The 854-nt window shown below is 48.4% G+C and carries 1 pseudogene; it reads right to left on the bottom strand.

From position 1 onward, the window contains the following. A pseudogene (locus R7P74_RS25580) lies at positions 1-854 on the bottom strand (thiamine pyrophosphate-binding protein); the annotation flags it as partial.

Genomic DNA, 854 nt, shown 5'->3' with positions numbered 1-854 from the left:
ATCGGTCAGCAATCCATCAGCCCACCCTTGAGTACTTGAGCTCTTAACATCAACACGCTCGACCCAACTTTTAGGTGATGCAGCCCAATGCAATTGCGGAAGGTGTGTTTGGTTATCTCGGCTTAAACTTGGCGAGATAAACCAGTACTGAACATCTCGGCCTTGTTGGCTTTGCGACACCTGTTTATTAATCCATTGGTTCAATCGCTTAGATATGATGCGGCTACCAAACTGGAGCACCAAATCACATTCGTCGAGTTGGCTGGCCAACTTAGGCTGTTGTAACCACAAATCATAGTGTGACCAATCGGAGCTAACTCCACTTTGCGGATCCGCCAATACAGGCCACCCCATTTGCTGTGCAAACGCTTTTGCCGCTTGCGCGTGATCAGCAAGTAAGCTGCCAATAACAACCACGCCTTTTCTATCAGCACAAAATGGAATGTCACGAAATGATGGACTGACGAATCGTTGAGTATATGTTTGACCGCCTTTGCGCCACGCTTCGACACTGTTCAGGTAGCTTTGGTAAGCGCTTTTTTCCCCGTCAGAATACAGCGGCTCAGGAAAGGCGCAGTTAATGTGAACCGCGCTGCCATGTAACTGCTGGTTAAACATCACCTCATCAACCGAAGTGAGTAACCAGTTGAGCGGCGTATTTAAGCTCGGACTTGGCAAGTTCAAATTTTCCGATACATGATGCGAAAAAACCCCAAGCTGATTAATTGCTTGGTTTGCGCCACAACCGACGAGTTCAACAGGGCGGTCAGCGGTAAGCAAAACCAGTTTTTCGCCCGTTAATTTAGCTTCTGCTACCGCAGGCAACAAGTTTGCGACCGCAGTGCCAGAAGTCA

Source organism: Vibrio sp. 2033 (assembly GCF_033339735.1).
This window is presented reverse-complemented; position numbering and strand designations above follow the sequence as displayed.